Origin of the sequence: Streptomyces aquilus, assembly GCF_003955715.1 — a bacterium.
GTDB classification, from domain to species: domain Bacteria; phylum Actinomycetota; class Actinomycetes; order Streptomycetales; family Streptomycetaceae; genus Streptomyces; species Streptomyces aquilus.
Map to the genome: position 1 here is coordinate 3,648,318 of NZ_CP034463.1, position 26,747 is coordinate 3,675,064.

Below are 26,747 nucleotides of genomic sequence, written 5' to 3' on the forward strand. Positions count from 1 at the left end.
AGGTCATTTGCCCTGCACCGGGCGGCAGTCCGGGTACTTGTCGCACCACACGGTCTCGGTGACGGTCACGGTGACCGTGGCACCGGGATTGTTGTTGCCGGCCGGCTCGGGGGTGGCATTGCAGTTGCCCAGCCCATTCACCTGGAACCACTGCTTCCCGTCGATCTTCGCCGTCAACTCCCCGCGCACGCACTGCCCGTTGACGACCCGGGTGATCTTCCCGTCGACCTTGATGTCCTTGCCGTTGTCGGTCTCGCCGGTGCAGTGCACCTCGGCGACGGCGTTCTCGGTCGCGGTCGGGGTGGAGCGGTTGCCGTAGGAGGCCGTGCAGGTGAGCCACTGCACGTTGGCGTGCTGCCGGTTCAGCTCCTTGGTCACCGTCTGGTCGGTCGTGTACGCCACGGACGCGGAGCTCAGCCCCGCGGGATCACAGGCGACGGCCCCGCCGACGGTCACGACGACGAGCGCGGCCACCGCGCCGATGCGTCGGCCCCGGTGCCGCCAAATCCTCCTCAATACCCCCATGGAGGGCAGCTTCCCACTGTCCCGCCCGGCGCGGTAGAGCACATACGGACACTCATCCCACAATCGAGTGACACGCGGTCAGGCGCGCAGCAGCAGCCACTCCTGGAGTTCCACCAGGTTGCCCTCCGGGTCCTTGAGGTGGGCGACGCGCATGCGGTCCGTCATCGGGGCGGGACCGTGGAGGAGTTCGGCGCCTCGGGCGGTGATCTGCTCGACGTAGGAGTCCAGGTCGTCGACGCGTAGCACCACCAGCGAACGGTGCCCGGTCGCCTCGTCGCCCAGTTCGCCCAGGACGCCGGCCATCATGGCCCGGTCCTGGAGGGCGATGCCGGCCGAGCCGGTGGTGGGGCTGAACTTCTCGTACGGTCCCTCGGTCGCCCCCGACTGCGGCTTCAGGCCGAGGACTTCGGCGTAGAAGCGGTAGCAGGCGGCGAAGTCGGTGACGAGGAGCCGTACTTGGGCGAGTTCCACGGTGTTTCCCCCGGAGGTTCGGTCAGGACCAGCGGCCGGTGCGGCCGAGGAGCAGGGCCGCGGCCGCCGTCCCGGCGGTCGACGTACGCAACACGGTAGGACCCAGCACGTACGCCTCCGCACCCGCCTCCTCGAAGAGCGCCAACTCGTCCTTGGCGACGCCCCCTTCGGGTCCGACGACGAGCACGATCTCGCCCTCGTCGGGGAGTTCGGCGGTGGCGAGCGGACGGCTGCCGCGTTCGAAGTCGGAGTGGAGCACGGCGGCGAAGTCGGCGTCGGCGAGGAGTGCCGCGACCTGCTTGGTCGTCGCCAGGTCCGCGACCTCGGGGAAGCGGAGGCGCCGGGACTGCTTGCCGGCCTCGCGGGCGGTGGCCCGCCACTTGCCGAGCGCCTTCAGCCCCCGCTCGCCCTTCCACTGGGTGATGCAACGGGCCGCCTGCCAGGGCACGACCGCGTCGACGCCGACCTCGGTCATGGTCTCGACGGCGAGTTCGCCCCGGTCGCCCTTGGGAAGGGCCTGGACGACGGTGATGCGCGGCTGTGCCACGGGTTCCTCGCTGACGCCGTCCATCCGGACGATCAGCCGGTCCTTGCCCTCGGTGCCGAGCACGACGCAGTCGGCCCACCGTCCGGCCCCGTCGGTGAGGATGACGTCCTCGCCGGGCTGGAGGCGCTTCACGGAGACGGCATGCCGTCCCTCGGGCCCGTCGAGGACGTAGTGGCCGCCGCCGGCGGCGTCGAAGTGCTCGACGACGAACACGGGAGCGGTCATCGCGGCTCACCTCCGAGGGCCCGGAACGCCGACAACGCTGTCGTGGCGTCGGCCAGTTCGGCGGCCAGCACCTCCACGAGCTGCCCGGCGGGCAGCGGGCGGGCCATCCGGTGCCCCTGTCCCGCCCACAGGGCCATGCCCTGCGCGTCCTTGGCCTTGGCGGCGGCCTTGCGCAGGGGGGAGGTCAGGTGGTGGACCTCGGGGTAGGCGGCGGGGGCGTACGGGCCGTGCTCGCGCATGAAGCGGTTGACGAGCCCGCGGGCCGGCCGGCCGGAGAAGGCCCGGGTGAGTTCCGTCCGCACGAAGAGGGGGTTGGTCAGCGCCTGCTTGTGGAGGTCGGCGGCGCCGGACTCGGGGGTGGCGAGGAAGGCGGTGCCGAGCTGGGCGGCACTGGCGCCGGCGGCGAGCACGGCGGCGATCTGGCTGCCGCGCATGAGGCCGCCGGCGGCGACGACGGGAATCCCGACGGTCTCCCGGATCTGCCCGACGAGCGAGAGCAGCCCGAGCCCGGCGCCGTCGTTCTCGGGGACGTCCCGGTGGGTGCCCTGATGCCCGCCGGCCTCGACGCCCTGCGCGATGACCGCGTCGGCCCCGGCCCGCTCGACGGCGAGGGCCTCGTCGGGGGTGGTCGCGGTGACGAGCGTGACGGTCCCGGCCCGCCGCAGCGCCTCCAGCACCTCACCGTTCGGCACGCCGAAGTGGAAGGAGACGACGGGGACGGGGTTGTCGAGGAGTACGGCGAGCTTGGCGTCGTATCCGTCGTCCCGCCCGCTGTCGCGGTCGCCGAGCTCGGTCTCGTACCAGGCCGCTTCACCGGCGAGCTGGTGGGCGTACACGTCGACCGCCGCGGGATCGGCGTACTCGGGCTGCGGCATGAAGAGGTTCACGCCGAAAGGCCGCCCGGTCAGCCCGCGCAACTGCTTGATCTCCTGGTACATGCCGTCGGCCGTCTTGTACCCGGCGGCAAGGAACCCGAGCCCCCCGGCCTCGGACACGGCGGCCGCGAGCTGCGGCACGGAGACACCGCCCGCCATGGGGGCCTGCACGATCGGATAGGGGAAGAGATCGGTCAGCGCGGAGGACATGCCCGCATGGTGTCACGTCCCCCGAACAAGTCCGAATCCGGCCTTCCCCAGGCATAGTCCCTTGGCACAAGAAGGCACCGATCACCTCACGGCGCCGGCGCCCCTCCCGCCTCAGCGCCCGTTGAACGCGTCCTTCAACCGCGAGAACAGCCCTTGCTGCCCCGGCCGACTGTGTCCGCCCGGGGGCCGACCCCCGGACCCCCAGCAGTACGCCCAGTTCACCTCAGCGCCCGTTGAACGCGTCCTTCAACCGCGAGAACAGCCCTTGCTGCCCCGGCTGGAACTGACCCTGGGGCCGCTCCTCGCCGCGCAGCTTCGCCAGTTCGCGCAGCAGTCGCTCCTGCTCCGGGTCCAGCTTGTTCGGGGTCTGTACCTCGACGTGCACGATGAGATCGCCCCGGCCGCCGCCCCGCAGATGCGTGACACCGCGGCCGTGCAGCGGGATCGACTGCCCGGACTGGGTGCCCGGCCGGATGTCGACCTCCTCCAGGCCGTCCAGCGTCTCCAGCGGCACCTTCGTGCCGAGCGCCGCCGCCGTCATCGGGATCGTCACCGTGCAGTGCAGATCGTCACCGCGCCGCTGGAACATCGGGTGCGGCAGCTCATGGATCTCGACGTACAGGTCACCGGCGGGACCGCCACCGGGCCCGACCTCGCCCTCACCCGCGAGCTGGATCCGCGTGCCGTTGTCGACACCGGCCGGGATCTTCACGGTCAGCGTGCGACGCGAGCGGACCCGGCCGTCACCGGCGCACTCGGGGCACGGCGTCGGCACGACCGTGCCGAAGCCCTGGCACTGCGGGCAGGGCCGCGAGGTCATGACCTGGCCCAGGAAGGACCGGGTGACCTGGGAGACCTCACCGCGGCCCCGGCACATGTCACACGTCTGCGCGGAGGTCCCCGGCGCCGCACCCTCACCGTTGCAGGTGGAGCAGACGATCGCGGTGTCGACCTGGATGTCCTTCGTGGTGCCGAAGGCCGCCTCGTCAAGCTCGATCTCCAGCCGGATCATCGCGTCCTGGCCGCGCCGGGTGCGCGAGCGCGGACCGCGCTGGGACGCCGTACCGAAGAACGCGTCCATGATGTCCGAGAAGTTCCCGAAGCCACCGGCACCGAAGCCGCCCGCGCCGCCGCCGCCCGCCTGGGACAGCGGGTCGCCGCCGAGGTCGTAGACCTGCTTCTTCTGCGGGTCCGACAAGACCTCGTAAGCGGCGTTGATCTCCTTGAACCGCTCCTGGGTCTTCGGATCCGGGTTGACGTCCGGGTGCAGCTCGCGTGCGAGCCGACGGAACGCCTTCTTGATCTCATCCTGCGACGCGTCGCGGCGCACGCCGAGAACGGCGTAGTAGTCCGTGGCCACTTACGACTCCGCCAGGATCTGTCCGACGTACCGTGCCACTGCGCGTACCGCTCCCATCGTTCCCGGGTAATCCATGCGGGTCGGTCCGACCACGCCGAGCTTGGCTACTGCCTCGCCGCCCGAACCGTAGCCGACCGACACCACCGAAGTTGAGTTGAGTCCCTCATAGGCGTTCTCGTGACCGATGCGTACGGTCATGCCCGAATCCCCTGCCTCGCCAAGCAACTTGAGGAGCACGACCTGCTCCTCCAGCGCCTCCAGGACGGGCCGGATGGTGAGGGGGAAGTCATGTCCGAAGCGGGTGAGATTGGCGGTGCCGCCGATCATCAACCGCTCCTCGTTCTCCTCGACGAGTGTCTCCAGCAGAGTGGAGAGCACAGTCGCGACCGTACCCCGATCCTCGACGTCGAAGCCTTCGGGCAGGTCCTCGACCAGTCGCGGCACGTCGGTGAAGCGACGCCCCGCGACCCTGCTGTTGAGGCGCGCCCGCAGATCGGCCAGCGAGGCCTCCCCGAAGGGCGCCGGGCAGTCGATCATGCGCTGCTCGACCCGGCCCGTGTCGGTGATCAGGACGAGCATCACGCGCGCGGGAGCGAGCGAGAGCAGCTCCACGTGCCGCACGGTGGACCGCGTCAGCGACGGGTACTGCACCACCGCCACCTGCCGGGTGAGCTGCGCGAGCAGCCGCACGGTGCGGGCCACCACGTCGTCGAGGTCGACGGCGCCGTCGAGGAAGTTCTGGATGGCGCGCCGCTCGGGCGCGGTCATCGGCTTGACGCCCGCGAGCTTGTCGACGAACAGCCGATAGCCCTTGTCGGTGGGGATGCGCCCGGCGCTGGTGTGCGGCTGGGCGATGAACCCCTCGTCCTCCAGGGCGGCCATGTCGTTGCGCACGGTCGCCGGGGAGACGCCGAGGTTGTGCCGCTCGGTGAGGGCCTTGGAACCCACGGGCTCCTCGGTGCCGACGTAGTCCTGGACGATGGCGCGCAGCACCTGAAGCCTGCGTTCACTCAGCATCCGCGCACACCTCCAGAAGTCGTTCCCCAGGCCCCCGCCTGGCACTCTGTCCGTCCGAGTGCCAGCGTTCCCCGCGGCCCAGTGTACGGCGGCGGGGTACCACCCGGGCAAGGTCGGCCCGGGTGTGACCGCCTGTACCGCTAGCGTCGCGGTATGACGGTGACTTGGGAAGAGCTGGGGTGGCAGAGGGTGGCGGCCGGGGTGGGCCGATGCCGGCTGCCGGTCTGGGACTGCACGGCGGGGCTGGTCGTCGGCGCGGACACGGCCCTGTTGGTGGACGCCGGGTCGAGTCTCGCGGAGGGGGCGCGGCTGCGCGCGCAGGCGGAGGCGCTCGCCGGGCACCGTGTGACCCATCTCGCGCTCACCCACCCCCACTTCGACCATGTCTTCGGCGCGGCCGCGTTCGCGGGCGCGGAGGTGTTCGGTCCGGTCGGCATGGACACGCTCCTCGATCAGCACCAGGCCCGCGCGGAGCTGCGCGCGGACGCGGTACGGGAGGGGCTGGCGGAGCACCTGGCCGACGAGGCGGTCGACGCCCTCCCCCACCCCCGCCATCTGGTCTCCGGCGAGTGGACCCTCGACCTCGGCGGCGGCCGGCAGGTCCTGCTGGCGAACGTCGGCCCTGGGCACACGGCCCACGATCTCGCCGTCCTCGTCCCGGGCTCGCCCGAAGTGGTGTTCTGCGGCGACCTGGTCGAGGAGTCCGGCGAGCCGCAGGCGGGCCCGGACGCCGTACCGTCGCACTGGCCGGCCGCCCTGGACCGGCTCCTGGAGCTGGGCGGCGAGGACGCGCTGTACGTGCCCGGTCACGGAGCGGTGGTGGACGCGGCGTTCGTACGGGCCCAGCGCGACGCCCTGGCACGGCGTTTCGGCGTGTCGCACTGACCCGCCGCGGGCTTCTCCTATCGTCATCCGAATGCGCCAGTACTCCGCCGACCTGACCCCGCCGTGGAAGAAGCCGAAGCCCGTCCCGGAGGTCCCGGCCGAGCCCGGCCTGGTGGTCGAGGAGCCGGGCACCGGTTTCTGCGGCGCGGTGATCCGCTGCGAGGCGGGCACGGTGACCCTGGAGGACCGCTTCGGCAAGCTCCGGGTGTTCCCGTTGGAGCCGAGGGGCTTCCTGCTGGAGGGCAGGGTGGTGACGCTCGTACGCCCGACGTCGTCGGCTCCGGTACGTCCCACCCGTACGGCTTCCGGCTCGGTGGCCGTCCCCGGCGCCTGGGCACGCGTGGCCCGCGCCGGCCGCATCTACGTCGAGGGCCGGCACGACGCCGAACTGGTCGAGAAGGTGTGGGGCGACGACCTGCGCATCGAGGGCGTGGTGGTGGAGTACCTGGAGGGCGTGGACGACCTCCCGTCGATCGTCGCGGAGTTCGCGCCGGGCCCGGACGCGCGGCTGGGCGTCCTGGTGGACCACTTGGTGCCGGGCACGAAGGAGTGGCGGATCGCCCAGCAGGTCACGAGCGACCACGCGCTCGTCGTGGGCCACCCGTACATCGACATCTGGGAGGCGGTGAAGCCGTCGTCCCTGGGCATCGCGGCGTGGCCGCGTGTCCCGCACGGCCAGGACTGGAAGACGGGCGTGTGCAAGGCCCTGGGCTGGCCGTCGGAGAACACGGGCGCGGTGTGGCAGGCGATCCTGAAGCGGGTGAACTCCTACAAGGACCTGGAGCCGGAGCTCCTGGGCCGAGTGGAGGAACTGATCGATTTCGTCACGGCGTAGGAAAGACGCGCTGAGGGCGCCTAATCCACCAGGTCCCGCACCACCGCATCCGCCAGCAGCCGCCCCCGAAGCGTCAGCACCGCACGTCCCTCGTCGTACGGCTCCTGTCGCAGAAGCCCGTCCGACAGCGCCCGGCGAGCGGCCCGCAGACCCTCCTCCCGGAGCAGGTCAAGCGGCACACCCTCCCTCAACCGCAGCTCCAGCAGAATCCGCTCGACCCTCCGGTCCTCCTCCGACAGCACCTCACGCCCCGCCCCCGGCGAGCGTCCCGCCGCCAGCGCCGCCGCGTACGCGCCGGGGTGCTTCACGTTCCACCAGCGCACCCCGCCGACGTGCGAGTGCGCTCCCGGCCCCGCGCCCCACCAGTCCGCGCCGCGCCAGTACAGCTCGTTGTGGAGGCACCGCCCGGCCTCGGAGGTCGCCCAGTTCGAGACCTCGTACCAGTCGAAGCCGGCGGCCGCGAACGCGTCCTCCGCGATCAGGTACCGGTCCGCGTGGACGTCGTCGTCGGTCATGGGGACCTCGCCGCGGCGGATGCGCCGGGCCAGCTGGGTGCCCTCCTCGACGATCAGCGCGTACGCCGAGACGTGGTCGGGGCCGGCGCCGATCGCCGCGTCCAGGGAGGCCCGCCAGTCGTCGTCCGACTCGCCCGGGGTGCCGTAGATCAGGTCCAGGTTGACGTGCTCGAAGCCCGCCGCCCGCGCCTCCGCCACGCACGCCTCGGGGCGCCCCGGCGTGTGGGTCCGGTCCAGCACGCGCAGCACATGCTGCTTCGCGCTCTGCATGCCGAAGGAGATCCTGTTGAAGCCGCCCGCGCGCAGGGTGGCCAGATAGGCCGGGTCCACCGACTCCGGGTTCGCCTCCGTGGTGACCTCGGCGTCCGCCGCGAGGCCGAACTCGTCGCGGATCGCGGCCAGCATCCGGACGAGATCATCCGCGGCCAGCAGGGTCGGCGTACCGCCGCCCACGAACACCGTGCGGACCTCGCGCGGGTCGTCCCCCAGCACCTTCCGGGCCAGCCTGATCTCGTCGATCAGGGTGTCGGCGTAGTTGTCGCGGGAGGCGAGGACGCCGCCGGTGCCGCGCAGCTCGGTCGCGGTGTAGGTGTTGAAGTCGCAGTACCCGCAGCGGGTCGCGCAGTAGGGGACGTGCAGATAGAACCCGAGGGGGCGCTCGGCGGCTCCGGAGAGCGCGTGCGCGGGGAGTGCGCCGTCGTCGGGGACGGGCTCGCCGTCGGGGAGTGCGGAAGGCATGTGTCCCATTGTCCCGTACGTCGGCGACGGGCCCGGATGGCTCAGTCCGGGCCGCCGGTCGGGGCCCGCTGCCGTATTGCTGGAGGTCCGGGCACATCGAGACAGGAGGCCGTCATGGGCACGTCCAGGCCGCTCCGCACCGCCACCTCCGCACCGCTCGCCGGCCTCCTACTCGCCCTCGCCCTGGCCGCCCCCGCCACCGCCGCCCCCGTGCCCTGCACCACCGGCACCGGCCCCTACCAGCGGGAGCTGGAGCGGCATCTGCGGCTCGGGGTGGACGGGCGGCAGTCGGCGGCGGACTGCGAGGCGATCCGTGCCTTCCAGTCCCGCAACGGCGTCCGGCCCGCCGACGGGTACGCGGGCCTCGCGACGTACCGGACCATGCTGGTGGTGGAGGCCCGCGCGAACCCGAACGCGGCCGGCCGCTGCCCGGTGCGCGCGTACCGGGTCGCCTGTGTGGACCTGGACCGGCAGCTGATGTGGGTGCAGAAGGGGAGCCGGGTGGTGTTCGCGCCGGTGCCGATCCGCTCCGGCCGCGACGGCTACGAGACCCGCACCGGATGGCACACCGTCTACTGGCGGGAGATCGACCACTACTCCGACCTGTACGAGGCGCCGATGCCGTACGCCCAGTTCTTCGACGAGGGCCAGGCCTTCCACGGCAGCAACGGCGACCTGTACAGCGGCGGCTCGCACGGCTGCGTCAATCTGCGGCTCGACGACGCGCGGCGACTGTGGAACACCCTCGCCGAGAACGACTCGGTCTTCGTGTGGGGCGTCAAACCGGGCACGGAACGCACTCTCAGGCCCACAGCTCCTTCGCCGGCGGCACATACGCCACCGCCGACCCCTGGTGCTCGCTGAACCGGCTCAGTTCGTCCTGTGCCGCCATCCGCCGCTGGACGCGGACGAACAGCGCCGGGTCCCGCAGGTAGGCGAGGAACAGCAGGCCGCGGTCGTCGGGGCCGTCGTCGTAGGAGTAGCCGCGGCGCAGCATGCGGGCGCCGCCGTCGAGGCGGGGGCTGGCGGCGCGGACGTGGGCGCCGAGCGGGGTGATGTACCGGCCGTGCGGGGTCTTGGCGAAGATGTCCACGTCGTCGTCCTCGCGCCCGCCGTCCAGCGGGGCGCCGTCGGCCCGGCGGCGGCCGATGACCTCCTCCTGCCGCCGCGGGGTGAGGCGTGCGAAGTCGTCGACGCGCAGCCGGATTCGGCGGACGACGAGGAAGGTCCCGCCGTCCGGCCGCCACACCCAGCGCTCGCACTCCTCGGCGGTCGGGTTCGCCGAGCCGTCCTTGAAGCCGAGCAGGTTGCGGGGCACCGAGCCGGTCGGGTGCGGCGGCAGGAAGCCCGGCTGCCGCCAGCGCGGCCGCAGCTCCGGGTGGGCGAGCCGGGCCGCGGTGCGGGTGAGGGCGTCCGGGTCGTCGGCGCAGAGCTGGACGAGCAGGTCGCCGCCGCAGCGGGCGGGGTCGAGCCGGTCGCCGGGGAAGGGCGGCAACTCCCGCAAGGTGTTCGGGGCGAGGCGGGGGCCGAGGCCGACGGTTGCGGTCAGGGACGGGGCGCGGTCCGCCGCGAGGACACCGGCCCAGGCGCCGAGCACGGTGCGCAGTCGGCGGGGGCCCGCGGTGAGGTCGTACGACAGGACGAGCGCGGCGCTCTGCTGCGCGGTGGTCACCCCGGGCTGGCGTACGCCGTCGGCGCCCGGGCCCTCGCGGCCGGACCGGGGGGCGGCCGTGCAGCCGGTCGCCGCGAGGCCGGTGGCGGCGGCGAGGAGGGTCCGGCGGGCGGGGCCGGTCCCTGAGGAACCGTCAAGCGTGTCGAATCCGGCATTCGTTGCCTTGAGCACGAACGGGACGATACATCTGCGGCGTGCGATCGATCCGTTTCCCGCGCCCCGTCTTGTGGGCGGCCGCGCTTCTCGTCCTCCTCGTCTCCTGCGCGCCCGGCGGCGGCTCACCGGGCAGCTCGGGCGGCACGGCCGGCCCCGCCGTCGTCCGGGTCCCGCGGGATGTCGGCTCCCTCCAGCGGGCGGTGGACCGGGTGCGCCCCGGCGGGCTGGTGCTGGTCTCGCCCGGGGTCTACCGGGAGAGCGTCGTCGTGGCCAAGCCGCGCGTGGTGCTGCGCGGGACGGAGCGCTCGAAGGTGGTGGTGGACGGGGAGTTCGAGCGGTCCAACGGCATCACGGTGACCGGGGCGGGCTCGGTCGTGGAGAACCTGACGGTCCGCGACCATCTCGCCAACGGGGTCCTGTTCACCGGCGTGACCGACGAGCGCCTCCAGACGGGCGGGGCGGGCGGCGCGGGCTACGACCCGCTGGACACGGTCGCGTTCCCGCCGCTGAGGGGCTTCCGGGCCTCCTACGTGACCGCCTACAACAACGCCCTGTACGGCATCTACGCCTTCGACGCCCGCTCCGGCGTCATCGAGCACTCCTACGCCTCCGGGCAGGCCGACTCCGGGATCTACGTCGGCCAGTGCCGCCCCTGCGACACGGTGGTCCGGCACAACACCGTGGAGCACAACGCGGTGGGCCTGGAGGTGACGAACGCGTCCGAGGGGCTGTATCTGCTGGGCAACCGGGCCTCCCGCAACCGGGTGGGCCTGACCCTCAACTCCAACGACCTGGAGGCCCTCGGCCCGCAGCACGACGCGGTGATCGCCGGCAACGCGATCACCGACAACAACGACGACCGCAGCCCCGAACAGGCCGACGGGGGCTTCGGGATCGGCGTCGGGGCGGGAGGCGGCCGGGGCAACGTCATCGAGCGCAACCTGATCTCCGGCAACCGCGCGGCCGGTGTCCTGCTGAGCGACGTCCAGGGCTACCCGGCGCGGGACAACACCGTCCGCGGCAACCGGGTCACCGGCAACGGCACGGACGTGGTGCTGGCCACCGGCGCCCCGGCCGGCAACTGCTTCGCGGACAACGGGGAGCCGGTCACCAGCCCGGCGAACCTGAGCACGCTGACCCCCTGCGGCCGCGCCACCCGCACGGAGACGCCGCTCCCCGCCGAACCCGGCACCGGCCGCCGTCCCCTGGGCCGCGCCCACCCCCTCAAGGCCCCGCCCGGCATCTCCTTCCAGGACGCCCCGGCACCCCCCGCCCAGCCGAACCAGCCGGGCCCGCGCACAGCACCCCCACGCCCGGCCGTGGGCCTGCCGGGCCGGGTGAACGCCGGGGACTATCCCCTGCCGAGGTCGGCGAAGGCGGTGCCGGCGGGGCGGTAGGTGTGGGCGACGCCGCAGGCCAGGGCAGCCCGGCTCCGGCGCTGGTAGTGGCGCGGCTCCCCACCCGGGAGCTGTCCGCTGCCGAAGCCGGCGAAGGCAGTGCCGATGGGCGGTGGGCAGCCGGTTCCGGTGCTCGGCGGTAGGTGTGCACGACACCGCGCGTCAGTGCGACTGGTTCCGGCGCGGCTTCCAAGGCCCCTCCGGCAGCTTCCCCGTCGTCGCATGGCCCGCCGTCACGTCGACGGTGACCGTCCGGCCCGTGCCGAGCGTCGCGGTCACGCGGCGCAGGTCGCCGTCGGCGTCGATCCAGTACGCCAGCGGGGAGTGGCCGGCGGGCGGCGCCGAGCCCTGGGGGCGGGGCCGGGGGCCGGAGAAGACGTCCAGGGGGTGCCCGTCGATCCGGTCGCCGCGCAGCCACGACGGGCCGGACTGGGCGAGCAGCTGGGCGTTGTCGGGCCGGTCGGCGGCCAGGCCGAGGACCAGTCGCAGTCCCGTGTCGAGCGGCCCGCCGGCGAACCCGCGCCGCGTCCACTCGCCCACCCCTACCGCGCGCACCGACCGCAGCACCGCGGACACCGAGGCCTCCGCGCCGGGCGCCGGCCGGGGCGACTCCCCGGACCGCACGGCTCCCGCCTCCGCACCGGACGCCGGCCCGCCGGTCTCCCCCGGCCCGCCCGACTCCCCCGACCGCACGGCTCCCGCCGCCCCGCCCCGGGCGACCGCCACCCCCGACAGGTCCCAGGCCAGCAGCCCTCGCGCCGCCTCGTCCCCGGCCTCGTAGGCGCCGACCGCGCGGTGCCGCCGGTGGTCGACGACCGCGCGGATCACCGTCGTACCCGCCGGTGTCGTCACCCGTACGGTGACCGCCGAGGGGCTGGCCCGGTACATGCGGAAGCGGGTCACGGCCATCCGCTGGGCCTCGGCGGCGGAGACGGGGCGCGGGCCCTCGTCGGAGCCGGAGACGAACACGGCGGTCGTGGCGGTGAGTCCGGCCGCCGCGAGGACCGCTCCCGTCACCAGGAGCGTCTTCACCTTGATGCGCATGGCACGTCTCTACAGCCGGGTGGGCCGCCCACCGGTCGACACCGGCGCACGGCCCACCCGACGTTCACCCACGCGGGCGTGTCAGCACTTGCCCTTGCACGGCTCCCCTCGCTTGTTGGCGATCTTCACGACGAGGCCGTCCTTCGAGGACGCGGTCTTCAGCGTGACCGCGTACGGCCCGGTGACCGGCCTCTTCGGCAGCACGTAGCCCTCGGGGACATCCGTCTCCACCAGGTAGTACGTGCCGGCCGGCAGGTCGTCGAAGTAGCAGCGCCCCTTGCCGCTGGTGACGCAGTCGTCGACGAACGTGTCCTTCTTCGGGCCCGTGCGCTGGAGCCCGTGGGTGCCGTTGCTGTCCCGCCAGAGCTGGAAGACCGCGCCGGCGAGGGGCTTCTTGGTCTTGGCGTCGGTCTTGGCGACCGTCAGGCCCAGTTCCTTGACGAGACCGGCGTCGAGGGTGAGGTTCTCGCGCTTGCCGGGGCCGAGGGTGACGACCGGGGAGCAGCCGGTGGCGGGGTCCACGACCGAGTCGTCGCCCTCCCTGCCCGCGTTCTGCTTGGTCCAGTTGTACTCGTCCGGCTTGACGAAGCAGACCCGGTAGTCGCCGTCCGGCAGGTTCGTGAACAGGTACTTGCCGTTCTCGTCGGTCGTGGTCGTCCTGATGACCTTGCCGGTCTTCGGGTCGATGAGCTTGACCGTGATGCCCTTGGCGCCCTTCTCGTCCTTGTCCTGGATGCCGTCACCGTTGGTGTCGTACCAGACGTAGTCGCCGAGCTTGTTGATCGGCCCGACCAGGCCCGCGTCCACGTCGTGGTTGACGTAGCCGGGGTCGCCGACCTTGACGGTGGTCTTGCCGGCGGGGTCGACGTTCGAGTCGATCGCCCGGTCCGAGCCGGCTTCCTTCAGCGTCCACTTGATCTCGTCGAGCGCCGGCTTGCCGGGCAGCGTGGAGGTGTCGATGCCGCTGTAGTCGAAGGTGACCTCGTACTCGGTGTTCGGCTTCAGACCGTCCGCGGTGCCGACGTAGTACTCACCGTTGGCGTCGGTGGTCGTGGTCAGCGTGTTGCCGTCCTTGTCCTTCAGGGTGACCTTGACCCCGGCGACGGGCGGCTCGGAGGGGTCCTGGACGCCGTCGCCGTCGGAGTCGTACCAGACCCGGTTGCCGATCTGGACGGGCGCCTGGTCGCAGATCATCTCCAGGTCGGCGAGGCCGTTGCCCTTGCCGAAGAGGTTCGCGCCGTCGCTCCAGGTGGACTTGAGCCTCAGGTTGGCCTCGATGGCCCCGGAGTCGGCGGTCCAGCGCCGTACGCCCTGCTCGTAGGCCTGGTTGGTGTACGGGTCGAAGGCGGTGGTCCACAGCTTGTTCCGGTACGGCTGGAGGACCAGGCCGCCCTCGTCGATCTGGTCGTGCTGGGCGTCGGCGAGCTTGGTGAAGTCGCTGTAGAACTCGCCGCCGCCCGGACCCCGCTTGTCGCCGGGCAGGGCGCCGGTCAGCCCGCCGCAGCCGCCGTCGTTCTCCAGCGTGTACGTCGTACCGGACACGCAGGCCCGCAGGGTGTCACCGGCGGCGACGGCCGAGACCTGGGTGGTCGTGGAGCCGTAGGAGTAGGTGTTGGTGCCCTGCATGTCGGCGAAGCGGTCGCGGTAGCCGAGGATCAGGTCGCCGTTGTCGGCGATCTCGATGTTGGACAGCATCGGCTGCGGGGCGGCGACGAAGCCGTGCTCCTCCTTGACCGGGACCCGCTCGTTCCAGGCCTCCCAGTCGCCGCTCATCCGCTGGCCGACGGTGGTGTTGTCGTCGCAGCGGTAGAACGTGTCCGGGGTGCCGGTGAAGCGGTAGGCGCAGCCGCGCGGGTAGTCGAGTCCGTGGGTGAACAGCTCGCTGAACTGCCCGCCCTTGAACGCGTAGACGTGCCCGCTGAGCTGGGCCGGGTCGCCCCAGGCCGCAGTGCCGGACACGGTCGTCTCGGCGCCGCACACCCCGCCGACCACGACCCGGGCGCCGCGCACCCCGATGCCGTACGGGTGCCAGTCGCCGACGCAGGAGGCGGGCTTGGGGATGGCGTACGAGGCCGGGGTGCCGGCGGTGACGGCGTCGCCGGTGCCCTGGATGGGCACGGCGTAGAGCTTGGCGTCGTTGAGGTTGACCGCGTAGAGCGTCTTGCCGTCGCCGGAGACGTCGACGTCACCGAGGCCCTCGCGGCCGACCTTGGCGTAGACGGCGTTGTCGTTGAGGTAGTTGTTGTTCTTGTCGTGCGCGGTCAGGGCGCCGGGCAGGGTGACGAAGGTCGTCAGCGCCTTGCTGGTGGCGTTGTAGCGGTAGACCGCGTTGACCGCGCCCGCCGGGCCGTACTCCGTGTGGCGTTTGACCGAGGTGCCCGCGTAGACGTTGCCCGTGCGGTCGGTGCCGATGCCGAACACCGCCTGCTGCTGGGTGTTGTCGGTCAGCTGGGTGAGGGGGCCGTCCTGGTAACTGGCGAAGCCCGACGGGAAGGAGACCAGGCCCTGCTGTCCGGTCGCGTCGCCCTTGGCCAGGCCGCAGGTGACCAGGGCCGGGTTCTCCTGGCAGTACAGGTCCGGCTCCCAGAAGCCGGTGGTGTAGGTGACGTTCGTGCCGCCGCCGACATCGACGAAGCCGACGCCGGAGCGGATGACGTCGGCGCCGGTGCCGAGCCCCGCGTTGGCCGGGGAGAGGGTGTCCGGGTCGGGGTTGGCGACCTGGATGCGGTACTTGCCGCCGGTCAGGGCGGAGGACGACGGGGTGAACACGGCGGTGCCGTCGGCGCCGGTCGTTGCGGTCAGGGTCGCGCCGGCGTCGTCGGTCAGGGTGACCTTGACGCCGGACAGGCCGGGTTCCAGGACGCTGTCGTACGCTCCGTCGGCGTCGACCTCAGTGACCACGCGCACGGTGACCGTGCCGTCGCCCGCTCCGGCGGCCAGGGCCACCGAGGTTCCGGTCGAACCGGCGAGCGTTCCCGCCGCCAGCAGCGCCAGACTGATTCCGCCCAGTCCGGTCGCTTTCCAGTTTCTGTGCAGCACGCTTTCCCTCGTCTCATGAAAACGGCCCCCACTGCTCATGTATGGAAAGTGTGAAGAAATGCCAATCGGGCCATTCGAAGGAACGTGCGGGTGATGACGGTCCGTCAGGTCTACTCCGCTTGCAGCACCAGCAGCGCCAGATCGTCGTCGGGCGGTCGTACGCCGAACTCGTGGACCAGGCGTTTGATGCGCTCGGCGATGAGCGGGGCGGTCAGGCCCGCGCAGCCGGCGAGGGCCGCCGCGAGGCCGTCGCCGTCGTCGAACTGGCGGGAGCCGCTGCGCCGCTCGGTGACCCCGTCGGTGACGCACAGCAGGGTGTCGCCCTGGCGCAGCTCGATGATCTCGCTGGTGTAGACGGCGTCCTCGACCACCCCGAGGAGCGTCTGCGGCTGCGCGACCGTACGGACCCCGCCGTCCGGTCCGAGGAGCAGCGGCAGCGGGTGGCCGGCGGAGGCGAGGGTGCACTGGACGCCGCCGTCGAAGGGGCGGAGCTGGCCGAAGAGGAGGGACAGGAAGCGGGTCTGCGGGCCGTCGGCGGGACCGGCGGGGCCCACCGGTCCGACGAAGGCACGGGCGGCGGCGTCCGCGGCCTCGGTGGCGTCGTCGAGGAGGAGCTGGTTGAGGCGGTCGAGGACCTCGGCGACGGCGTACCCCTCGCGGGCCAGCAGCCGCAGCCAGGGCCGGGCCAGGCCGATCACCACGGCGGCCTCGGGCCCCTTGCCCTGGACGTCGCCGATGGCGAAGCACCAGCGGCCGTCGCCGCACGGGAACAGGTCGTAGAAGTCGCCGCTGGGGCCCGCCTTGTCGCAGGGTTCGTGGACGAGGGCACTGCTCACGCCGGGGATCTCGGCGACCGCGCCGGGCAGCAGTCCGCGCTGGAGGACGGCGCTGATGGTGGCCTGGCGGGCGTACTGGCGGGCGGCGCTGATGGCGAGGGCGACCCGGCGGCCGAGGTCCTCGACGAGCCCGGTGACCTCGTCGGGGAAGCGCAGCAGGCCCGCCCGCCCGATGACCAGCGTGCCGAGCGGACGGCCGCCGGCGACGAGGCGGTACGCGAGGGCCGTGCCGTGCAGGCCGTGCGGGCCGAGGGCCTCACCGGGCCAGGGGAAGGGGACGGGGCCCGAGCGGGGCGGGTCCGGCAGCCGCGGCACCTCCTTCTCCAGGGCCCGGCGCAGGTCCTCGATGAGGTTCTCGCTGCCGTGCCAGACGCGGGCCAGCCGCGGTCCCGGTCCGGCGATCCCGTCGGCGCCCCAGCCTCCGATGCCGCCCCCGCCCTCGGCCTCGCTCGCGCGCGGGGAGCCCCAGCGGCCCATGAGCTCGTCCTCCAGCCACACCGCGCACCAGTCGGCGAGCCGCGGCACGATCAGCTGCCCGGCCAGCGCGGCCACCAGGTCCTCGTCGAGCTGCCCGGCGAGCAGGTCGGAGGCCTCGGCGAGGAAGGACAGGGCGCCGCGGTTGAGCCACTCCCGGTCCCGCTCGGCGCGCGCGGGTTCGGGGGCGAGGATCTCGGCGACCCGCAGACCGTGCTCCCCCGGGTACGTGTCCAGGTCGCCGGCGGTCGCGTCGTCCTCGTCGGTGAGCCGGGCCCACACCGTCTTGGAGCCGGTGCGGTAGGTGATGCCCCAGGACTCGGCGAGGGTGGCGACGAGACGCAGACCGCGCCCGTACTCCGGTGTGCCCCCGCCGAGTTCGGGTGCCTCGGGGGCGTACTCCGGTGTCGGGTACGGCGCTTCGGGCGCCCCGGCGCGCGGGGCGCGCGAGGGGTGGTGGTCGGTGACCTCCACGACCACCGCGCCCGTGTCCTCCATTCGGCAGTCCAGCTCGACGTCGGTGCCCGCGTGGACGACCGCGTTGGTGACGAGTTCGCTGGTGACGATGGTGAGGTCGCCGGTGACGCGTTCGGTGAGCAGTTCCGCGCCGGGCAGGGCGAGTTCGGTCCATTCCGTGAGCGCGGCGCGCAGCAGGGCGCGGGCGGCGCCCGGCGCCTGGGAGCTGCCGGGAAGGACGGCGTGCGCCCGGGCGCACGGGGGCACGCGGTCGGGCACGGGCGCATCAGAAGCACGGGCACCGTTCTCCCGTTGCGTCGGAATGGCCCCCATGTCCAGCTCCCCGAGCAGTTCGGACGAATCACCTCAGTCGATGCGGACAGAGTGACAGACTGACTGCGCCCATAAGCGCCGAGTTACCGAAGTGGGCCGCCATGAGTGAGAACAGTGCTACGCGCGTGCTCGAAGACGGACACATTCAGGACCAGATTCGAGCATCGGATCTGCGTCCGCTGCTCGCCGCGATGACGGCTGCGCGGGACGGGCACTTCTCGAAGGTGCCGGAGACGGGGCACGGCCCCGTCGTGGCCGAGCTGTCCGCGATCTTCAACCAGCTGGTGGACCGGAACGTCCATTTCACGACGGAGGTCCAGCGGGTCAAGCGGGAGCTGGTGCGGCACGGCCGGCTCGACGAGCGGCTCTCGCCGAGCCCCGGGGCCGGCGCCTGGGCCTCCCGGGTCAGCGATGTGAACCAGCTGCTGGACGCCCTGGTCGCCCCGGCCGCCAACGCGACCCGGGTGCTGGACGCGGTGGCGGGCGGCGATCTGACCCAGCGCGTCGATCTGCACGACGGCAACCGGCAGTTGCGGGGCGATCTGCGGCGGCTCGGCCGGGCCGTGAACAAGATGGTCGACCAGCTGTCCCTGTTCACCGGCGAGGTGACGCGGGTCGCCCGCGAGGTCGGCACCGAGGGGCGGCTCGGCGGACGCGCCAAGGTGACGGGTCTGTCAGGCAGTTGGCGGGACGTGACCGAGGCGGTCAACACCATGGCGTCCCGGCTGACCGCGCAGGTCCGTGACATCGCCCTGGTGACCACGGCCGTGGCCCGCGGCGACCTGACCCGCACGGTCACCGTCGAGGCCACCGGTGAGCTGCTGGAACTGAAGCTGACCGTGAACACGATGGTGGACCAGCTCTCCGCGTTCGCCGACGAGGTGACCCGCGTGGCCCGCGAGGTCGGCACCGAGGGCCAGCTGGGCGGGCGGGCCCAGGTGCGGGGTGTGTCGGGCGTCTGGAAGGACCTCACCGACAACGTCAACTTCATGGCGTCGAACCTGACTTCGCAGGTGCGGAACATCGCCCAGGTGACCACCGCCGTGGCCAACGGCGACCTCTCGCAGAAGATCACGGTCGACGCGCAGGGCGAGATCCTGGAGCTGAAGTCGACCATCAACACGATGGTGGACCAGCTCTCCGCCTTCGCCGACGAGGTCACCCGCGTCGCCCGCGAGGTCGGCACCGAGGGCAACCTCGGCGGCCGCGCCCAGGTGCGGGGCGTCTCCGGCGTCTGGAAGGACCTCACCGACAACGTCAACTTCATGGCGGACAACCTGACGTCGCAGGTCCGCAACATCGCCCTCGTCTCCACGGCCGTCGCCCAGGGCGACCTCGGCAAGAAGATCACGGTCGAGGCCAAGGGCGAGATCCTGGAGCTGAAGTCCACGATCAACACGATGGTGGACCAGCTCTCCGCCTTCGCCGACGAGGTCACCCGCGTCGCCCGCGAGGTCGGCACGGAAGGCAACCTCGGCGGCCAGGCGCAGGTGCGGGGCGTGTCCGGCGTGTGGAAGGACCTGACGGACAACGTCAACTTCATGGCCCTGAACCTGACGTCGCAGGTGCGGAACATCGCCCAGGTGACCACGGCCGTCGCCAACGGCGACCTGTCGAAGAAGATCACGGTCGACGCGCGCGGCGAGATCCTCGAACTCAAGGACACCGTCAACACGATGGTGGAGCAGCTACGCGCCTTCGCCGACGAGGTGACCCGCGTCGCCCGCGAGGTCGGCACCGACGGCCGGCTGGGCGGACGCGCCCAGGTGCTGGGCGTGAGCGGTGTCTGGCGGGACCTGACCGACAACGTCAACTACATGGCCGACAACCTGACGTCACAGGTGCGGAACATCGCCCAGGTGACCACCGCCGTCGCCAACGGCGACCTCTCCAAGAAGATCGACGTGGACGCGCGCGGCGAGATCCTGGAGCTGAAGACGGCCATCAACACCATGGTCGACACGCTCTCCTCGTTCTCCTCCGAGGTGACCCGCGTGGCCCGCGAGGTCGGCTCCGAGGGCCAACTCGGCGGCCAGGCCCGGGTGGAGGGCGTGTACGGCACCTGGAAGCGCCTGACGACCAACGTGAACGAACTCGCCTCCAATCTGACCACCCAGGTCCGCGCGATCGCCGAGGTCGCCTCCGCGGTGGCGCAGGGCGACATGTCCCGCTCGATCACCGTGGAGACCCAGGGCGAGGTCGCCGAGCTGAAGGACAACATCAACCTGATGGTGGCCAACCTCCGCGAGACGACCCGCGCGAAGGACTGGCTGGAGTCGAACCTGGCCCGCCTCGCCGCGCTGATGCAGGGCCACCGCGACCTGATGGAGGTCGCCGACCTGATCCTGCGCGAGCTGACGCCGCTGGTGAACGCCCAGTACGGGGCGTTCTTCCTGGCCGACCCGGACGAGGACGGCGCCTCCATCCGCACGACGGTTCCCACGAAGGGGCTGGCGTTCATCGCGGGCTACGGCTCGGCCCAGGGCGCGACCGTCGAGACCGGCGGCCTCCCGGTGCACGGCCTGGTCCGGCAGGCGGCGCGCGAGAAGAAGCGCATCCTCGTCGAGGAGGCCCCGCCGGACTACATCAAGATCAACAGCGGTCTGGGCGAGGCGGCCCCGACGAGCGTCGTGATCATCCCGATCCTCTTCGAGGACAAGCTCCTGGGTGTCATCGAACTCGCCTCGTTCTCCCGCTTCTCCGACGTCCACCTGGCGTTCTTCGACCAGTTCGTGAACACCATCGGCGTGGCGATCAACACCATCATCGCCAACTCCCGCACGGAGTCACTGCTCGGCGAGTCCCAGCGCCTCGCGATGCAGCTCCAGGAACGCTCCGACGAACTCCAGAAGCAGCAGGCGGAGTTGCAGCGCTCAAACGCCGAACTGGAGGAGAAGGCCGCCCTGTTGGCCACGTCCTCCCAGTACAAGTCGGAGTTCCTGGCGAACATGTCCCACGAACTGCGCACCCCGCTCAACTCCCTGCTCATCCTGGCGAGGCTGCTCTCGGACAACCCGGACGGCCATCTCTCCGACCAGGAGGTGCAGTTCGCGACGACGATCCACCGGTCGGGATCGGACCTCCTGCAACTCATCAACGACATCCTCGACCTCTCCAAGATCGAGGCGGGCCGGATGGACGTCCGCCCGAAGAAGCTCCCGCTGATCAAGCTCCTCGACTACGTCCACGCCACCTTCCGCCCGCTCACCCTCGACCGGGGGCTCGCCTTCGAGGTCTCGGTGGGCGAGGCCGTCCCCCGGGAGATGTACTCGGACGAACAGCGCCTCCAGCAGATCCTGCGCAACCTGCTGTCCAACGCGATCAAGTTCACCGCGACCGGCCGGGTCGAGCTCCGGGTGAACCGCATCAAGGACCCCGACCGCCGGTACGTCGGCGAGAGCGACGACGTGGTCGCCTTCGCCGTCTCCGACACCGGGATCGGGATCGCGGCCGAGAAACTCCCGGTGATCTTCGAGGCGTTCCAGCAGGCCGACGGCACCACCAACCGCAAGTACGGCGGCACCGGCCTCGGGCTGTCCATCAGCCGCGAGATCGCCGGCCTCCTGGGCGGCCGTATCGTCGCCGAGAGCGAACCCGGCCAGGGCTCCACCTTCACGCTCTACGTCCCCGTCGTCAGCCCCGGCCACTCGGCGACCGGCCCGGTCCCCGAGGACCGCTCCCTGCCCGCCGTGCCGGAACAGCTGTCCACGGAGCCCTTCACGGCCACCCACGACGTGGACGACGCCTGGCCCGCGCCGACCAAGCTGGAGGCGTGGAAGTCCGGCCGGGCGGGTCAAGTGCTCCCCGGACGCCGTGTGTTGATCGTCGACGACGACATCCGCAACGTCTTCGCGCTGACCCATGTCCTGGGCCGGGTCGGCATGCCCGTCCTCTACGCCGAGAACGGCCGCGAGGGCATCGAGACGCTGGAGCGCAACCCGGACGTCGAACTCGTCCTGATGGACATCATGATGCCGGAGATGGACGGCTACGAGACCATCGCCGCCATCCGCCGCACGCCCCGCTGGACAGGGCTGCCCATCGTCGCGCTGACCGCGAAGGCGATGCCCGGGGACCGGGACAAGTCGATCGCGCGGGGCGCCAACGACTACGTACCCAAACCGGTGGACGTCGACCAGCTGCTGACCGTCGTGTGCGCACTCCTCGATCCCGAGGGCGGGGACGAAACCGGTTCCGAGGCGCAGACTGCCGTAGAGGCACCGGACACGACAGGAGAAGTGCCGGTTCCGCCCGACGACTGAATGAGGCACAGTCACCATGAGCGCTGAGGCAACGACCGACGAGCGCGCCGGCATCCTCCTGGTCGACGACATGGAGGACAACCTGATCGCCCTGGAGGCCGTCCTGGGGTCCCTCAACGAGCCGCTCGTCCGGGCGCGTTCGGGCGAGGAGGCAATGAAGGCGCTGCTGCGCCGGCAGTTCGCCCTCGTCCTGCTCGACGTCCGCATGCCGGGCATGGACGGCTTCGAGACCGCCGCGAACATCAAACGGCTCGACCAGACCAAGGACGTCCCGATCATCTTCCTGACCGGTGCGGAGGACGACTCCGGCTACGCCTTCCGCGGCTACGCCACCGGCGCGGCCGACTACTTGACCAAGCCGTTCGACCCCTGGGTCCTGAGGGCGAAGGTCAGCGTCTTCCTGGAGCTGCACAGAAAGAACCAGCAGTTGGAGAGGCTACTGGCGCAGGACCAGGCGGAGTGCGGGGAGGTGGCGGCCAGACTGGCGGAGCTGGAGGCCGAGTTGGACGCGGAGGGCCCCCCGGACCGGGAGGCGCTACGCACCCGGGTCCAGGAGCTACGGCAACTGTTGGGCAGGGGTCGGGGCTAAGGCCTTTTTCCTGGGGGCGCGGGGGAACTGCGCGACCAGCCCCCACGCACCCGCAGCCGCCAACCGACCCCCACCACCCCTACGCCTCGCGCGTACCCGCGTACATCTCATCGATCAGATGCTTGTACTCCCGCTCCACGACCGGCCTCTTCAACTTCAGACTCGGCGTGATCTCCCCGTGCTCCACATCGAGATCCCGAGGCAGCAACCGGAACTTCTTGATGGTCTGCCACCGCTGCAACCCCTCGTTGAGCTGCTTCACATACCCCTCGACCAGGGCAACCGTCTCCGGCGCCGCCACCACGTCCGCGTACGGCTTCCCGCCGAGCCCGTTCTCCTCGGCCCACCCGAGAATCGCGACCTCGTCGAGCGCGATGAGCGCCGTGCAGAAGTTCCGGTCGGCCCCGTGCACGAGGATGTTGGAGACGTACGGGCACACCGCCTTGAACTGCCCCTCGACCTCGGCCGGCGCGATGTACTTGCCGCCCGACGTCTTGATGAGGTCCTTCTTGCGGTCGGTGATCCGCAGGTACCCGTCGGGCGAGAGCTCACCGATGTCCCCGGTGTGGAACCAGCCGTCGCTCTCCAGCACCTCGGCGGTCTTCTCGGGCAGCCCGTGGTAGCCCTCCATGATGCCGGGCCCGCGCAGCAGGATCTCCCCGTCGTCGGCGATGCGCACCTCCGTGCCGGGCAGCGGCTTGCCGACCGTGCCGGTGCGGTACGCCTCACCCGGGTTCACGAAGGACGCGGCCGAGGACTCCGTGAGGCCGTAGCCCTCCAGGATGTGGATGCCGGCGCCCGCGAAGAAGTAGCCGATCTCCGGCGCGAGGGCGGCCGACCCGGAGACGCACGCCCGCAGCCTGCCGCCGAACGCCTCGCGGATCTTGGCGAAGACCAGCGCGTCGGCGACCTTGTGCTTGGCGGAGAGGCCGAAGGGCGCGCTCGCCGTGCCGGTGCGGCGGAAGTTGTCCTGGCTGGCCTTGGCGTACTCCCGGGCCACCTCGGACGCCCACTGGAAGATCTTGTACTTGGCGCCGCCGCCCGCCCGGGCCTTCGCGGCGACCCCGTTGTAGACCTTCTCGAAGATGCGCGGGACGGCCGCCATGTACGTCGGCTGCACGACCGGCAGATTCTCGATGATCTTGTCGACGCGGCCGTCGACGGCGGTGACGTGCCCGACCTCGATCTGCCCGGAGGTGAGGACCTTGCCGAAGACGTGGGCGAGCGGCAGCCACAGGTACTGCACGTCCTCGGCGCTGATCAGCCCCGTCGCGGCGATCGCCTTGGCCATGTAGGCCCAGTTGTCGTGCGGGAGCCGTACGCCCTTGGGGCGGCCGGTGGTGCCCGAGGTGTAGATGAGGGTGGCCAGCTGGTCCTTGGTGATCGCGCCGACCTTCTCCTTGATCAGGTCGGGGTCCTTCTCCAGCCGGGCCGCGCCACGGGCCTCCAGCTCGGCGAGGGTGAGCACCCAGTCGCCGGTCTCCACGCCCTCGGCGTCGATGACCACGACATGCGTCAGCTCGGGCAGCTCGGCGCGCTTCTCCCGCGCCTTGGCCAGCTGCTCGGCGTTCTCGGCGAACAGCACGCGGCTCTCGGAGTCGGAGACGATGAACGCCGACTCGTCGGCGTTGGTCTGCGGATACACCGTGGTCGTGGCGGCGCCGGCGCACAGGATGCCGAGGTCGGCGAGGATCCACTCGACGCGGGTCGAGGAGGACAGCGCGACCCGCTGCTCGGGCTGCACCCCGAGCTCGATCAGGCCGGCGGCGATGGCGAAGACCCGCTCGGCGGCCTCCCCCCAGCTCAGCGACTTCCAGTCGTCGGGGCCCTCACCGGAGGCCGGTGGCACGGGGTAGCGGTACGCCTCCGCGTCGGGCGTGGCCGCAACGCGCTCCAGGAAGAGGGTCGCCACGCTCGGCGGTCGGTTCTCGATCAGGGTCTGTGTGTCGCTCACGACATCCTCCGGGGCCCGCGACAGTGCGGCGGCTGGCTCAGTGCGGCTGGTGTACTCGAGGGGCCGGGCACTCACGGGGTGTGCCCGAGTGGGTGTTGTTTAACTCACGAGTAACTATCGAGTGGAGATCAGAGTAGAGCGCGACCGCCGCCTGCGTAAGAGGCGGCGGCCTGTCACTTCCTACAGAGGGCGACGTTACGCACGCGTAGGGGCCCGTCGCGCTCAGCTGCGACAGGCCCCTGTTTTCACGGGAAATCCGGGTTACTTCTTGCCCTTGCCGGAACCCGCGGCGTCGTCGCTGCTCAGTACGGCGATGAAGGCCTCCTGCGGAACCTCCACAGAGCCCACCATCTTCATCCGCTTCTTGCCCTCCTTCTGCTTCTCCAGCAGCTTCCGCTTACGGGAGATGTCACCGCCGTAGCACTTGGCGAGGACGTCCTTGCGGATGGCGCGGATGGTCTCGCGGGCGATGACCCGGGAGCCGATGGCGGCCTGGATGGGCACCTCGAAGGCCTGCCGCGGGATGAGCTCGCGCAGCTTGGCGACGAGCCGCACGCCGTACGCGTACGCCGCGTCCTTGTGCGTGATCGCCGAGAAGGCGTCGACCTTGTCGCCGTGCAGCAGGATGTCGACCTTGACGAGGCTGGAGGCCTGCTCGCCGGTGGGCTCGTAGTCGAGGGACGCGTAGCCGCGGGTCTTGGACTTCAGCTGGTCGAAGAAGTCGAAGACGATCTCGGCGAGCGGCAGGGTGTAGCGGATCTCGACCCGGTCCTCGGACAGGTAGTCCATGCCGAGCAGGGTGCCGCGCCGGGTCTGGCACAGCTCCATGATCGCCCCGATGAACTCCGAGGGCGCGAGGATGGTGGCCCGTACGACGGGCTCGTACACCTCGTTGATCTTGCCCTCGGGGAACTCGCTCGGGTTGGTGACCGTGTGCTCGGTGCCGTCCTCCATGAGGACGCGGTAGACCACGTTGGGGGCGGTGGCGATGAGGTCGAGGCCGAACTCGCGCTCCAGCCGCTCCCGGATCACGTCGAGGTGCAGCAGGCCCAGGAAGCCGACGCGGAAACCGAAGCCGAGGGCGGCGGAGGTCTCCGGCTCGTAGACCAGCGCGGCGTCGTTGAGCTGGAGCTTGTCCAGCGCCTCGCGCAGCTCGGGGTAGTCGGAGCCGTCCAGCGGATAGAGCCCGGAGAAGACCATGGGCTTGGGGTCCTTGTAGCCCCCGAGCGCCTCGGTGGCCCCCTTCTGCTGGCTGGTGACGGTGTCACCGACCTTGGACTGGCGGACGTCCTTCACACCGGTGATGAGGTAGCCCACCTCACCGACGCCGAGGCCGTCTGCGCCGAGCATCTCGGGCGAGTTGGTGCCGATCTCCAGCAGCTCGTGGGTGGCGCCGGTCGACATCATCTTGATGCGCTCGCGCTTGTTGAGCTGGCCGTCGATGACACGGACGTACGTCACGACACCGCGGTAGGAGTCGTAGACGGAGTCGAAGATCATCGCGCGGGCGGGCGCGTCGGCGACGCCGACGGGCGCGGGGACCTCCTTGACGACCTTGTCGAGCAGCACGTCGACGCCGACACCGGTCTTGGCGGAGACCCGCAGCACGTCGTCGGGGTCGCAGCCGACCAGGTTGGCGAGCTCCTCGGCGAACTTCTCGGGCTGCGCGGCCGGCAGGTCGATCTTGTTCAGCACGGGGATGATCGTGAGGTCGTTCTCCATCGCCAGGTACAGGTTGGCGAGGGTCTGGGCCTCGATGCCCTGGGCGGCGTCGACGAGGAGGATGGTCCCCTCGCAGGCGGCGAGCGACCGCGAGACCTCGTAGGTGAAGTCGACGTGCCCGGGGGTGTCGATCATGTTCAGGATGTGCGTGTTGCTCTTGTCGTGGGTCGGAGCCCACGGCAAACGCACCGCCTGGGACTTGATCGTGATGCCACGCTCACGCTCGATGTCCATACGGTCGAGGTACTGAGCACGCATCTGCCGCTGCTCGACCACACCGGTCAGCTGGAGCATCCGGTCGGCGAGGGTGGACTTGCCGTGGTCGATGTGCGCGATGATGCAGAAATTGCGGATCAGAGCCGGGTCGGTACGGCTCGGCTCGGGCACATTGTTAGGGGTCGCGGGCACGCAGGGTCCTGTCTCTTGAGGCGCCTTATGCCTCGGGTCGGATCTATACGTAGGCTCCATGGTCCCACGGCGGGCGACCAGGGACCGTTTTGGGCCGCCGCCCACCCCCCTGGTAGCCTGGGTGGCTGTGTCTCATGCCCTCTCAGCGCGAGGCACACCCCAAGAAATCACCTGGCCCGGATCCCTCGTGGTCCCGTGCCTG

The 26,747-nt window shown here is 71.2% G+C and carries 19 protein-coding genes; 6 read left to right on the plus strand and 13 right to left on the minus strand.

The window, feature by feature from the left end; translation table 11 throughout:
* Window positions 1-3: 3 nt before the first annotated feature.
* The 6 genes from EJC51_RS16805 to hrcA all read right to left on the minus strand — a co-directional run bounded on the left by EJC51_RS16805 (window position 4) and on the right by hrcA (window position 5,230).
* A complete protein-coding gene (locus tag EJC51_RS16805; RefSeq protein ID WP_126271834.1) occupies window positions 4-525 on the minus strand; it encodes a hypothetical protein in 522 nt (173 codons plus the stop codon).
* 78 nt (window positions 526-603) lie between these two features.
* On the minus strand, window positions 604-996 hold the full coding sequence (locus EJC51_RS16810) for a VOC family protein (RefSeq protein WP_126271835.1): 393 nt from the start codon (window positions 994-996) through the stop codon (window positions 604-606).
* A 22-nt stretch (window positions 997-1,018) separates the two neighbouring features.
* Window positions 1,019-1,768, minus strand: a complete 750-nt coding sequence (locus tag EJC51_RS16815; protein WP_126271836.1) for a 16S rRNA (uracil(1498)-N(3))-methyltransferase — start codon at window positions 1,766-1,768, stop codon at window positions 1,019-1,021.
* Window positions 1,765-2,853, minus strand: coding sequence for a nitronate monooxygenase (locus EJC51_RS16820; protein WP_126271837.1), 1,089 nt, complete (start codon window positions 2,851-2,853; stop codon window positions 1,765-1,767). The genes EJC51_RS16815 and EJC51_RS16820 overlap by 4 nt, the downstream gene beginning before the upstream one ends.
* Before the next feature lie 223 nt (window positions 2,854-3,076).
* Window positions 3,077-4,213 carry a molecular chaperone DnaJ gene (dnaJ, locus tag EJC51_RS16825; RefSeq protein ID WP_126271838.1) on the minus strand — a complete coding sequence of 379 codons (1,137 nt, stop codon included), beginning with the start codon at window positions 4,211-4,213 and terminating at the stop codon, window positions 3,077-3,079.
* A complete protein-coding gene (gene hrcA, locus EJC51_RS16830) occupies window positions 4,214-5,230 on the minus strand; it encodes a heat-inducible transcriptional repressor HrcA (protein WP_059191716.1) in 1,017 nt (338 codons plus the stop codon). It lies immediately after the preceding gene.
* 153 nt (window positions 5,231-5,383) lie between these two features.
* On the opposite strand from hrcA, the gene EJC51_RS16835 reads away from it, so the two are divergent.
* Window positions 5,384-6,115 (plus strand): MBL fold metallo-hydrolase, encoded by a 732-nt coding sequence (locus EJC51_RS16835; RefSeq protein WP_126271839.1) that lies wholly within the window; start codon window positions 5,384-5,386, stop codon window positions 6,113-6,115.
* A gap of 31 nt (window positions 6,116-6,146) precedes the next feature.
* Window positions 6,147-6,950, plus strand: a complete 804-nt coding sequence (locus EJC51_RS16840) for a DUF3097 domain-containing protein (RefSeq protein WP_126271840.1) — start codon at window positions 6,147-6,149, stop codon at window positions 6,948-6,950.
* A gap of 20 nt (window positions 6,951-6,970) precedes the next feature.
* Here EJC51_RS16840 and hemW read toward each other — a convergent pair whose 3' ends face one another.
* Entirely contained in the window at window positions 6,971-8,203 is a 1,233-nt protein-coding gene (gene hemW / locus EJC51_RS16845; protein ID WP_126271841.1) for a radical SAM family heme chaperone HemW, read from the minus strand.
* A gap of 114 nt (window positions 8,204-8,317) precedes the next feature.
* On the opposite strand from hemW, the gene EJC51_RS16850 reads away from it, so the two are divergent.
* Window positions 8,318-9,067, plus strand: coding sequence for a L,D-transpeptidase family protein (locus EJC51_RS16850; protein ID WP_126271842.1), 750 nt, complete (start codon window positions 8,318-8,320; stop codon window positions 9,065-9,067).
* Here EJC51_RS16850 and EJC51_RS16855 read toward each other — a convergent pair.
* Window positions 9,006-10,046, minus strand: a complete 1,041-nt coding sequence (locus tag EJC51_RS16855; protein ID WP_126271843.1) for a Dyp-type peroxidase — start codon at window positions 10,044-10,046, stop codon at window positions 9,006-9,008. The genes EJC51_RS16850 and EJC51_RS16855 overlap by 62 nt on opposite strands.
* 23 nt (window positions 10,047-10,069) lie before the next feature.
* Between EJC51_RS16855 and EJC51_RS49160 the strand changes: the two genes are divergently transcribed.
* The gene (locus EJC51_RS49160) at window positions 10,070-11,428 is read left to right on the plus strand and encodes a right-handed parallel beta-helix repeat-containing protein (protein ID WP_279631347.1); all 1,359 of its coding nucleotides are present in this window, start codon (window positions 10,070-10,072) and stop codon (window positions 11,426-11,428) included.
* A 162-nt stretch (window positions 11,429-11,590) separates the two neighbouring features.
* Here the strand turns inward: EJC51_RS49160 and EJC51_RS16865 are convergent, their stop codons facing one another.
* From EJC51_RS16865 to EJC51_RS16875, 3 genes are all read right to left on the minus strand, one after another.
* Window positions 11,591-12,472 carry a hypothetical protein gene (locus EJC51_RS16865; protein WP_126271844.1) on the minus strand — a complete coding sequence of 294 codons (882 nt, stop codon included), beginning with the start codon at window positions 12,470-12,472 and terminating at the stop codon, window positions 11,591-11,593.
* An 81-nt stretch (window positions 12,473-12,553) separates the two neighbouring features.
* Window positions 12,554-15,511, minus strand: a complete 2,958-nt coding sequence (locus tag EJC51_RS16870; protein WP_279631348.1) for an SdrD B-like domain-containing protein — start codon at window positions 15,509-15,511, stop codon at window positions 12,554-12,556.
* 110 nt (window positions 15,512-15,621) lie between these two features.
* Complete coding sequence (locus EJC51_RS16875) at window positions 15,622-17,610, minus strand: SpoIIE family protein phosphatase (protein ID WP_126271846.1); 1,989 nt, start codon at window positions 17,608-17,610, stop codon at window positions 15,622-15,624.
* A 101-nt stretch (window positions 17,611-17,711) separates the two neighbouring features.
* Between EJC51_RS16875 and EJC51_RS16880 the strand changes: the two genes are divergently transcribed.
* Complete coding sequence (locus EJC51_RS16880) at window positions 17,712-21,872, plus strand: HAMP domain-containing protein (RefSeq protein WP_244362672.1); 4,161 nt, start codon at window positions 17,712-17,714, stop codon at window positions 21,870-21,872.
* A 16-nt stretch (window positions 21,873-21,888) separates the two neighbouring features.
* Window positions 21,889-22,461, plus strand: a complete 573-nt coding sequence (locus tag EJC51_RS16885) for a response regulator (RefSeq protein WP_126271847.1) — start codon at window positions 21,889-21,891, stop codon at window positions 22,459-22,461.
* A gap of 79 nt (window positions 22,462-22,540) precedes the next feature.
* Here EJC51_RS16885 and EJC51_RS16890 read toward each other — a convergent pair whose 3' ends face one another.
* The gene (locus EJC51_RS16890) at window positions 22,541-24,415 is read right to left on the minus strand and encodes an AMP-dependent synthetase/ligase (RefSeq protein ID WP_126271848.1); all 1,875 of its coding nucleotides are present in this window, start codon (window positions 24,413-24,415) and stop codon (window positions 22,541-22,543) included.
* A 261-nt stretch (window positions 24,416-24,676) separates the two neighbouring features.
* Window positions 24,677-26,545, minus strand: a complete 1,869-nt coding sequence (gene lepA / locus EJC51_RS16895; RefSeq protein WP_126271849.1) for a translation elongation factor 4 — start codon at window positions 26,543-26,545, stop codon at window positions 24,677-24,679.
* Window positions 26,546-26,747: the final 202 nt, after the last annotated feature.

Bases quoted from the DNA above. Each gene is read 5' to 3' on its own strand.
- EJC51_RS16850 (WP_126271842.1), top strand. From the start codon at position 8,318: ATGGGCACGTCCAGGCCGCTCCGCACCGCCACCTCCGCACCGCTCGCC.
- EJC51_RS16815 (WP_126271836.1), bottom strand. From the start codon at position 1,768: ATGACCGCTCCCGTGTTCGTCGTCGAGCACTTCGACGCCGCCGGCGGC.
- EJC51_RS16835 (WP_126271839.1), top strand. From the start codon at position 5,384: ATGACGGTGACTTGGGAAGAGCTGGGGTGGCAGAGGGTGGCGGCCGGG.
- EJC51_RS16805 (WP_126271834.1), bottom strand. From the start codon at position 525: ATGGGGGTATTGAGGAGGATTTGGCGGCACCGGGGCCGACGCATCGGC.
- EJC51_RS16865 (WP_126271844.1), bottom strand. From the start codon at position 12,472: ATGCGCATCAAGGTGAAGACGCTCCTGGTGACGGGAGCGGTCCTCGCG.
- EJC51_RS16820 (WP_126271837.1), bottom strand. From the start codon at position 2,853: ATGTCCTCCGCGCTGACCGATCTCTTCCCCTATCCGATCGTGCAGGCC.
- EJC51_RS16880 (WP_244362672.1), top strand. From the start codon at position 17,712: ATGAGTGAGAACAGTGCTACGCGCGTGCTCGAAGACGGACACATTCAG.
- EJC51_RS16885 (WP_126271847.1), top strand. From the start codon at position 21,889: ATGAGCGCTGAGGCAACGACCGACGAGCGCGCCGGCATCCTCCTGGTC.
- EJC51_RS16840 (WP_126271840.1), top strand. From the start codon at position 6,147: ATGCGCCAGTACTCCGCCGACCTGACCCCGCCGTGGAAGAAGCCGAAG.
- EJC51_RS16875 (WP_126271846.1), bottom strand. From the start codon at position 17,610: ATGGGGGCCATTCCGACGCAACGGGAGAACGGTGCCCGTGCTTCTGAT.
- hemW (WP_126271841.1), bottom strand. From the start codon at position 8,203: ATGCCTTCCGCACTCCCCGACGGCGAGCCCGTCCCCGACGACGGCGCA.
- hrcA (WP_059191716.1), bottom strand. From the start codon at position 5,230: ATGCTGAGTGAACGCAGGCTTCAGGTGCTGCGCGCCATCGTCCAGGAC.